10 protein-coding genes and 4 tRNA genes are annotated in these 9,153 nt (G+C 49.2%); 13 read left to right on the top strand and 1 reads right to left on the bottom strand.

Features of this window, described 5'->3' with window-relative positions; genetic code table 11:
* The first annotated feature begins 191 nt into the window (after nt 1-191).
* Both murB and birA read left to right on the top strand, forming a co-directional pair.
* Complete coding sequence (gene murB / locus ABZJ92_RS10585; RefSeq protein ID WP_001016669.1) at nt 192-1,220, top strand: UDP-N-acetylmuramate dehydrogenase; 1,029 nt, start codon at nt 192-194, stop codon at nt 1,218-1,220.
* Complete coding sequence (gene birA / locus ABZJ92_RS10580) at nt 1,217-2,182, top strand: bifunctional biotin--[acetyl-CoA-carboxylase] ligase/biotin operon repressor BirA (RefSeq protein WP_000654608.1); 966 nt, start codon at nt 1,217-1,219, stop codon at nt 2,180-2,182. The genes murB and birA overlap by 4 nt, the downstream gene beginning before the upstream one ends.
* Nucleotides 2,183-2,210: 28 nt before the next feature.
* Here the strand turns inward: birA and coaA are convergent, their stop codons facing one another.
* The gene (gene coaA / locus ABZJ92_RS10575) at nt 2,211-3,161 is read right to left on the bottom strand and encodes a type I pantothenate kinase (RefSeq protein WP_000023083.1); all 951 of its coding nucleotides are present in this window, start codon (nt 3,159-3,161) and stop codon (nt 2,211-2,213) included.
* Between the two features lie 361 nt (nt 3,162-3,522).
* Here coaA and ABZJ92_RS10570 point away from each other — a divergent pair.
* From ABZJ92_RS10570 to rplL, 11 genes are all read left to right on the top strand, one after another.
* Nucleotides 3,523-3,598: transfer RNA gene (locus tag ABZJ92_RS10570), tRNA-Thr, on the top strand.
* Nucleotides 3,599-3,606: 8 nt separating this feature from the next.
* A tRNA-Tyr gene (locus ABZJ92_RS10565) sits at nt 3,607-3,691 on the top strand.
* A 116-nt stretch (nt 3,692-3,807) separates the two neighbouring features.
* A tRNA-Gly gene (locus ABZJ92_RS10560) sits at nt 3,808-3,882 on the top strand.
* 6 nt (nt 3,883-3,888) lie between these two features.
* Nucleotides 3,889-3,964, top strand: a tRNA-Thr gene (locus ABZJ92_RS10555).
* Between the two features lie 114 nt (nt 3,965-4,078).
* The gene (tuf, locus tag ABZJ92_RS10550; protein ID WP_000031784.1) at nt 4,079-5,263 is read left to right on the top strand and encodes an elongation factor Tu; all 1,185 of its coding nucleotides are present in this window, start codon (nt 4,079-4,081) and stop codon (nt 5,261-5,263) included.
* A gap of 229 nt (nt 5,264-5,492) precedes the next feature.
* Nucleotides 5,493-5,876 carry a preprotein translocase subunit SecE gene (secE, locus tag ABZJ92_RS10545; RefSeq protein ID WP_001275696.1) on the top strand — a complete coding sequence of 128 codons (384 nt, stop codon included), beginning with the start codon at nt 5,493-5,495 and terminating at the stop codon, nt 5,874-5,876.
* Between the two features lies 1 nt (nt 5,877).
* Complete coding sequence (gene nusG / locus ABZJ92_RS10540; RefSeq protein ID WP_001287516.1) at nt 5,878-6,423, top strand: transcription termination/antitermination protein NusG; 546 nt, start codon at nt 5,878-5,880, stop codon at nt 6,421-6,423.
* A gap of 158 nt (nt 6,424-6,581) precedes the next feature.
* Nucleotides 6,582-7,010 (top strand): 50S ribosomal protein L11, encoded by a 429-nt coding sequence (gene rplK, locus ABZJ92_RS10535; protein ID WP_001085926.1) that lies wholly within the window; start codon nt 6,582-6,584, stop codon nt 7,008-7,010.
* A gap of 3 nt (nt 7,011-7,013) precedes the next feature.
* The gene (rplA, locus tag ABZJ92_RS10530; protein WP_001096684.1) at nt 7,014-7,718 is read left to right on the top strand and encodes a 50S ribosomal protein L1; all 705 of its coding nucleotides are present in this window, start codon (nt 7,014-7,016) and stop codon (nt 7,716-7,718) included.
* A 412-nt stretch (nt 7,719-8,130) separates the two neighbouring features.
* Entirely contained in the window at nt 8,131-8,628 is a 498-nt protein-coding gene (rplJ, locus tag ABZJ92_RS10525; protein WP_001207201.1) for a 50S ribosomal protein L10, read from the top strand.
* Nucleotides 8,629-8,694: 66 nt separating this feature from the next.
* On the top strand, nt 8,695-9,060 hold the full coding sequence (rplL, locus tag ABZJ92_RS10520) for a 50S ribosomal protein L7/L12 (RefSeq protein ID WP_000028878.1): 366 nt from the start codon (nt 8,695-8,697) through the stop codon (nt 9,058-9,060).
* Nucleotides 9,061-9,153 lie beyond the last annotated feature (93 nt).

Below are 9,153 nucleotides of genomic sequence, written 5' to 3'. Positions count from 1 at the left end.
GAAACGCCGTAGCGCCGATGGTAGTGTGGGGTCTCCCCATGCGAGAGTAGGGAACTGCCAGGCATCAAATTAAGCAGAAAGCCCAGTCGGGCCTTTTTGCGTTTCTACAAACTCTTCCTGTCGTCATATCTACAAGCCATCCCCCCACAGATACGGTAAACTAGCCTCGTTTTTGCATCAGGAAAGCAGCTATGAACCACTCCTTAAAACCCTGGAACACATTTGGCATTGATCATAATGCTCAGCACATTGTATGTGCCGAAGACGAACAACAATTACTCAATGCCTGGCAGCATGCAACCGCAGAAGGACAACCCGTTCTTATTCTGGGTGAAGGAAGTAATGTACTTTTTCTGGAAGACTATCGCGGCACGGTGATCATCAACCGGATCAAAGGTATCGAAATTCATGATGAACCTGATGCGTGGTATTTACATGTAGGAGCCGGAGAAAACTGGCATCGCCTGGTAAAATACACTTTGCAGGAAGGTATGCCTGGTCTGGAAAATCTGGCATTAATTCCTGGTTGTGTCGGCTCATCACCTATCCAGAATATTGGTGCTTATGGCGTAGAATTACAGCGAGTTTGCGCTTATGTTGATTGTGTTGAACTGGCGACAGGCAAGCAAGTGCGCTTAACTGCCAAAGAGTGCCGTTTTGGCTATCGCGACAGTATTTTTAAACATGAATACCAGGATCGCTTCGCCATTGTAGCCGTAGGTCTGCGTCTGCCAAAAGAGTGGCAACCTGTACTAACGTATGGTGACTTAACTCGTCTGGATCCTACAACAGTAACGCCACAGCAAGTATTTAATGCGGTGTGTCATATGCGCACCACCAAACTCCCTGATCCAAAAGTGAATGGCAATGCCGGTAGTTTCTTCAAAAACCCTGTTGTATCTGCCGAAACGGCTAAAGCATTACTGGCGCAATTTCCAACAGCACCAAATTACCCCCAGGCGGGTGGTTCAGTAAAACTGGCAGCAGGTTGGCTTATTGATCAGTGCCAGCTAAAAGGGATGCAAATGGGTGGGGCTGCGGTGCACCGTCAACAGGCGTTAGTTCTCATTAATGAAGACAATGCAAAAAGCGAAGATGTGGTGCAACTGGCACACCATGTAAGACAAAAAGTGGGTGAAAAATTTAATGTCTGGCTTGAGCCTGAAGTCCGCTTTATTGGTGCATCAGGTGAAGTGAGCGCAGTGGAGACAATTTCATGAAGGATAACACCGTGCCACTGAAATTGATTGCCCTGTTAGCGAACGGTGAATTTCACTCTGGCGAGCAGTTGGGTGAAACGCTGGGAATGAGCCGGGCGGCTATTAATAAACACATTCAGACACTGCGTGACTGGGGCGTTGATGTCTTTACCGTTCCGGGTAAAGGATACAGCCTGCCTGAGCCCATCCAGTTACTTAATGCTGAACAGATATTGGGTCAGCTGGATGGCGGTAGTGTAGCCGTGCTGCCAGTTATTGACTCCACGAATCAGTTCCTTCTTGATCGTATCGGAGAGCTTAAATCGGGCGATGCCTGTGTTGCAGAATACCAGCAGGCTGGCCGTGGTCGCCGGGGGCGGAAATGGTTTTCGCCTTTTGGCGCAAACTTATATTTGTCGATGTTCTGGCGTCTGGAACAAGGCCCGGCGGCGGCGATTGGTTTAAGTCTGGTTATCGGTATCGTGATGGCGGAAGTATTACGAAAGCTGGGAGCAGATAAAGTTCGTGTCAAATGGCCTAATGACCTCTATCTGCAGGATCGCAAGCTGGCAGGCATTCTTGTGGAGCTGACTGGCAAAACTGGCGATGCGGCGCAAATAGTCATTGGAGCCGGGATCAACATGGCAATGCGCCGTGTTGAAGAGAGTGTCGTTAATCAGGGGTGGATCACGCTGCAGGAAGCGGGGATCAATCTTGATCGTAATACGTTGGCGGCCATGCTAATACGTGAATTACGTGCTGCGTTGGAACTCTTCGAACAAGAAGGATTGGCACCTTATCTGTCGCGCTGGGAAAAGCTGGATAATTTTATTAATCGCCCAGTGAAACTTATCATTGGTGATAAAGAAATATTTGGCATTTCACGCGGAATAGACAAACAGGGGGCTTTATTACTTGAGCAGGATGGAATAATAAAACCCTGGATGGGCGGTGAAATATCCCTGCGTAGTGCAGAAAAATAAGAAAGGGGAGTATTCGCTCCCCTGCAAATTATTTGCGTAGTCTGACCTCTTCTACCACATGATTAGCACTTTTCGTCAGGATTAAACTGGCGCGCTCACGAGTAGGTAGAATATTTTGCTTTAAGTTCAGCCAGTTGATCTCTTTCCACAATGTCATGGCAGTCTTAATCGCTTCTTCTTTAGTTAATTTCGCGTAGTTATGAAAATAGGAATCCGGGTCTGTAAAAGCCCCTTCGCGGAATTTCAGAAAACGGTTGATATACCACGTCTGAAGTAAGTCTTCCGGTGCATCAACATATATCGAAAAATCGACAAAATCGGAAACAAATACATGATGTGGATCGTGTGGATAATCCATCCCGCTCTGTAAGACATTTAACCCTTCAAGAATTAAAATATCAGGCTGAACAACAGTTTTATCTCCATCCGGGATCACATCATAAATAAGATGCGAGTAAACAGGGGCTGTAACGTTTGGCACGCCGGATTTGAGATCGGAAACAAACTTCACCAGGCGATGCATATCATACGATTCCGGGAAGCCTTTCTTCTTCATCAGACCACGTTCTTTCAGAACCTGATTAGGGTGAAGGAAGCCATCTGTAGTGATCAGTTCAACACGACGATGTTCCGGCCAACGGCTTAATAGCGCCTGCAATACACGGGCGGTTGTACTTTTCCCCACCGCGACACTGCCAGCAATACTGATAATGTAAGGAATGCGTTGCCCGTTGGTACCAAGAAACTGTTCCAGAACTGCCTGACGGCGCAGATTCGAGCTTATATAGAAGTTCAGCAAACGTGACAAAGGTAAATAGATCTCGGCAACTTCTTCTAACGAGAGATCTTCATTAATACCTTTGAGACGGGCGATCTCATCTTCCGATAACGTCATAGGTACGGAATCACGCAGAGCTGCCCACTGGTTGCGGTCAAACTGTAGGTAAGGCGTCATTAACGTTTGCTCTTTTATACTCATAAGCATGTTTCTGGCGGTCATAGCTCTATCGGCAAAGCGATATTTGCCATGGCGCGTCACAGTTCTGTTGAATGGGTTAATGGGCAGGAGGGTAACACCAGATGGGGAGGAATAATAAGAAAAAATCTCTGCCAGGAAGCTATCGTTGAAAAGCAATGTGACAGATATTCCATCTGATAAAAAGAATTATGGTTTAGCAGGAGCGCATTGTTGAGCACAATGATGTTGAAAAAGTGTGCTAATCTGCCCTCCGTTCGGCTGTTTCTTCATCGTGTAGCATAAAATGTGACCAATAAAACAAATTATGCAATTTTTTAGTTGCATGAACTCGCATGTCTCCATAGAATGCGCGCTACTTGATGCCGACTTAGCTCAGTAGGTAGAGCAACTGACTTGTAATCAGTAGGTCACCAGTTCGATTCCGGTAGTCGGCACCATCAAGTCCGGTGGGGTTCCCGAGCGGCCAAAGGGAGCAGACTGTAAATCTGCCGTCACAGACTTCGAAGGTTCGAATCCTTCCCCCACCACCAATTTCGGCCACGCGATGGCGTAGCCCGAGACGATAAGTTCACTTACCGGCTCGAATAAAGAGAGCTTCTCTCGATATTCAGTGCAGAATGAAAATCAGGTAGCCGAGTTCTAGGATGCGGGCATCGTATAATGGCTATTACCTCAGCCTTCCAAGCTGATGATGCGGGTTCGATTCCCGCTGCCCGCTCCAAGATGTGCTGATATAGCTCAGTTGGTAGAGCGCACCCTTGGTAAGGGTGAGGTCGGCAGTTCGAATCTGCCTATCAGCACCACTTCTTTTCTCCTCCCTGTTTTTTCCTTCTGTTTATTGCATTCAACAAGTCGGGCATGTTGCCTGGTTGATGTGGTGATATCACCGATTTATCCGTGTCTTAGAGGGACAATCGATGTCTAAAGAAAAGTTTGAACGTACAAAACCGCACGTTAACGTCGGTACTATCGGCCACGTTGACCATGGTAAAACAACGCTGACCGCTGCAATCACTACCGTACTGGCTAAAACCTACGGCGGTGCTGCTCGCGCATTCGACCAGATCGATAACGCGCCGGAAGAAAAAGCTCGTGGTATCACCATCAACACTTCTCACGTTGAATACGACACCCCGACCCGTCACTACGCACACGTAGACTGCCCGGGGCACGCCGACTATGTTAAAAACATGATCACCGGTGCTGCTCAGATGGACGGCGCGATCCTGGTAGTTGCTGCGACTGACGGCCCGATGCCGCAGACTCGTGAGCACATCCTGCTGGGTCGTCAGGTAGGCGTTCCGTACATCATCGTGTTCCTGAACAAATGCGACATGGTTGATGACGAAGAGCTGCTGGAACTGGTTGAAATGGAAGTTCGTGAACTTCTGTCTCAGTACGACTTCCCGGGCGACGACACTCCGATCGTTCGTGGTTCTGCTCTGAAAGCGCTGGAAGGCGACGCAGAGTGGGAAGCGAAAATCCTGGAACTGGCTGGCTTCCTGGATTCTTACATTCCGGAACCAGAGCGTGCGATTGACAAGCCGTTCCTGCTGCCGATCGAAGACGTATTCTCCATCTCCGGTCGTGGTACCGTTGTTACCGGTCGTGTAGAACGCGGTATCATCAAAGTTGGTGAAGAAGTTGAAATCGTTGGTATCAAAGAGACTCAGAAGTCTACCTGTACTGGCGTTGAAATGTTCCGCAAACTGCTGGACGAAGGGCGTGCTGGTGAGAACGTAGGTGTTCTGCTGCGTGGTATCAAACGTGAAGAAATCGAACGTGGTCAGGTACTGGCTAAGCCGGGCACCATCAAGCCGCACACCAAGTTCGAATCTGAAGTGTACATTCTGTCCAAAGATGAAGGCGGTCGTCATACTCCGTTCTTCAAAGGCTACCGTCCGCAGTTCTACTTCCGTACTACTGACGTGACTGGTACCATCGAACTGCCGGAAGGCGTAGAGATGGTAATGCCGGGCGACAACATCAAAATGGTTGTTACCCTGATCCACCCGATCGCGATGGACGACGGTCTGCGTTTCGCAATCCGTGAAGGCGGCCGTACCGTTGGCGCGGGCGTTGTAGCAAAAGTTCTGAGCTAATTGCCGATAACATTTGACGCAATGCGCACTAAAAGGGCATCATTTGATGCCCTTTTTGCACGCTTTCGTACCAGAACCTGGCTCATCAGTGATTTTCTTTGTCATAATCATTGCTGAGACAGGCTCTGTTGAGGGCGTATAATCCGAAAAGCTAATACGCGTTTCGATTTGGTTTGCCTCGCGATCGCGGGGTGAAAATGTTTGTAGAAAACTTCTGACAGGTTGGTTTATGAGTGCGAATACCGAAGCTCAAGGAAGCGGGCGCGGCCTGGAAGCGATGAAGTGGGTCGTTGTGGTGGCATTGCTCCTGGCGGCGATTGTCGGCAACTACCTTTATCGCGACATTATGCTGCCGCTGCGTGCGCTGGCCGTAGTAATTCTGATTGCTGCAGCGGGTGGTGTCGCGCTGTTAACGACAAAAGGTAAAGCTACCATTGCTTTTGCCCGTGAAGCGCGTACCGAAGTCCGTAAGGTCATTTGGCCGACTCGCCAGGAAACATTGCACACCACGCTGATTGTGGCTGCGGTTACCGCAGTAATGTCACTGATCCTGTGGGGACTGGATGGTATTCTGGTTCGCCTGGTATCCTTTATCACTGGCCTGAGGTTCTGAGATGTCTGAAGCTCCTAAAAAGCGCTGGTACGTCGTTCAGGCGTTTTCCGGTTTTGAAGGCCGCGTAGCAACGTCGCTGCGTGAGCATATCAAATTACACAACATGGAAGATTTGTTTGGTGAAGTCATGGTACCAACCGAAGAAGTGGTTGAAATCCGTGGCGGTCAGCGTCGCAAAAGCGAACGTAAATTCTTCCCTGGCTACGTCCTCGTTCAGATGGTGATGAACGACGCGAGCTGGCACTTGGTGCGCAGCGTACCGCGTGTGATGGGCTTCATCGGCGGTACTTCCGATCGTCCTGCGCCAATCAGCGATAAAGAAGTCGATGCGATTATGAACCGCCTGCAGCAGGTTGGTGATAAGCCGCGTCCGAAAACGCTGTTTGAACCGGGTGAAATGGTCCGTGTTAATGATGGTCCGTTCGCTGACTTCAACGGTGTTGTTGAAGAAGTGGATTACGAGAAATCTCGTCTGAAAGTGTCTGTTTCTATCTTCGGTCGTGCGACCCCGGTAGAGCTGGACTTCAGCCAGGTTGAAAAAGCCTAACCCAGCGATCAAAAAAGCGGCGATTTAATCGTTGCACAAGGCGTGAGATTGGAATACAATTTCGCGCCTTTTGTTTTTATGGGCCTTGCCCGTAAAACGATTTTTTATATCACGGGGAGCCTCTCAGAGGCGTTATTACCCAACTTGAGGAATTTATAATGGCTAAGAAAGTACAAGCCTATGTCAAGCTGCAGGTTGCAGCTGGTATGGCTAACCCGAGTCCGCCAGTAGGTCCGGCTCTGGGTCAGCAGGGCGTAAACATCATGGAATTCTGCAAAGCGTTCAACGCAAAAACTGATTCCATCGAAAAAGGTCTGCCGATTCCGGTAGTAATCACCGTTTACGCTGACCGTTCTTTCACTTTCGTTACCAAGACCCCGCCGGCAGCAGTTCTGCTGAAAAAAGCGGCAGGTATCAAGTCTGGTTCCGGTAAGCCGAACAAAGACAAAGTGGGTAAAATTTCCCGCGCTCAGCTGCAGGAAATCGCGCAGACCAAAGCTGCCGACATGACTGGTGCCGACATTGAAGCGATGACTCGCTCCATCGAAGGTACTGCACGTTCCATGGGCCTGGTAGTGGAGGACTAAGAAATGGCTAAACTGACCAAGCGCATGCGTGTTATCCGTGAGAAAGTTGATGCAACCAAACAGTACGACATCAACGAAGCTATCGCACTGCTGAAAGAGCTGGCGACTGCTAAATTCGTAGAAAGCGTGGACGTAGCTGTTAACCTCGGCATCGACGCTCGTAAATCTGACCAGAACGTACGTGGTGCAACTGTACTGCCGCACGGTACTGGCCGTTCCGTTCGCGTAGCCGTATTTACCCAAGGTGCAAACGCTGAAGCTGCTAAAGCTGCAGGCGCAGAACTGGTAGGTATGGAAGATCTGGCTGACCAGATCAAGAAAGGCGAAATGAACTTTGACGTTGTTATTGCTTCTCCGGATGCAATGCGCGTTGTTGGCCAGCTGGGCCAGGTTCTGGGTCCGCGTGGCCTGATGCCAAACCCGAAAGTGGGTACTGTAACACCGAACGTTGCTGAAGCGGTTAAAAACGCTAAAGCTGGCCAGGTTCGTTACCGTAACGACAAAAACGGCATCATCCACACCACCATCGGTAAAGTGGACTTTGACGCTGACAAACTGAAAGAAAACCTGGAAGCTCTGCTGGTTGCGCTGAAAAAAGCAAAACCGACTCAGGCGAAAGGCGTGTACATCAAGAAAGTTAGCATCTCCACCACCATGGGTGCAGGTGTTGCAGTTGACCAGGCTGGCCTGAGCGCTTCTGTAAACTAATGCCTTTACGTGGGCGGTGATTTTGTCTACAATCTTACCCCCACGTATAATGCTTAATGCAGACGTATATCCGAGATATTCGGGTTGTGGCAAGGCGGCAACTGAGTGAGTCGCCAAGAGCATAGCTAACTATGTGACTGGTGCGAATGAAGGAAGCCAACGCCGCCACAAGTTGAATAGCGACGGATAGAAAAGATTTGTTCGTTGGAGCCTGGCCTATCCAGGCCTCCGTCGAAGACCGCAGGAGTTTCGCAAGAAACTTAATCCCCTGCGTAGACGGTGACAGAACGCTAAGATTATTCTTTTATATTCTGGCTTGTTTCTGCTCACCGTAATTAAGACGCTCTCTCCGTTTGGAGGAGTGAAGTGAGTTCCAGAGATTTTCTCTGGCAAACATCCAGGAGCAAAGCTAATGGCTTTAAATCTTCAAGACAAACAAGCGATTGTTGCTGAAGTCAGCGAAGTAGCCAAAGGCGCGCTGTCTGCAGTAGTTGCGGATTCCCGTGGCGTAACTGTAGATAAAATGACTGAACTGCGTAAAGCAGGTCGCGAAGCTGGCGTATACATGCGTGTTGTTCGTAACACCCTGCTGCGCCGTGCTGTTGAAGGTACTCCGTTCGAGTGCCTGAAAGACGCGTTTGTTGGTCCGACCCTGATTGCATACTCTATGGAACACCCGGGCGCTGCTGCTCGTCTGTTCAAAGAGTTCGCGAAAGCGAATGCAAAATTTGAGGTCAAAGCCGCTGCCTTTGAAGGTGAGCTGATCCCGGCGTCTCAGATCGACCGCCTGGCAACTCTGCCGACCTACGAAGAAGCAATTGCACGCCTGATGGCAACCATGAAAGAAGCTTCGGCTGGCAAACTGGTTCGTACTCTGGCTGCTGTACGCGATGCGAAAGAAGCTGCTTAATCGCAGTTATCTTTTTAACGCATTCGCTTACGTATAAACTTATTCTGATATTCAGGAACAATTTAAATGTCTATCACTAAAGATCAAATCATTGAAGCAGTTGCAGCTATGTCTGTAATGGACGTTGTAGAACTGATCTCTGCAATGGAAGAAAAATTCGGTGTTTCCGCTGCTGCTGCTGTAGCTGTAGCTGCTGGCCCGGTTGAAGCTGCTGAAGAAAAAACTGAATTCGACGTAATTCTGAAAGCTGCTGGCGCTAACAAAGTTGCTGTTATCAAAGCAGTACGTGGCGCAACTGGCCTGGGTCTGAAAGAAGCTAAAGACCTGGTAGAATCTGCACCGGCTGCTCTGAAAGAAGGCGTGAGCAAAGACGACGCAGAAGCACTGAAAAAAGCTCTGGAAGAAGCTGGCGCTGAAGTTGAAGTTAAATAAGCCAACCCTTCCGGTTGCAGCCTGAGAAATCAGGCTGATGGCTGGTGACTTTTTAGTCACCAGCCTTTTTGCGCTGTAAGGCGCCAGTAGCGT

This window comes from Shigella sp. FJ200513 (genome assembly GCF_040495915.1).
Classification (GTDB): domain Bacteria; phylum Pseudomonadota; class Gammaproteobacteria; order Enterobacterales; family Enterobacteriaceae; genus ECMA0423.
Note: the sequence above shows the minus strand (reverse complement) of the source record. Positions and strands in the feature narration are given on the sequence as shown.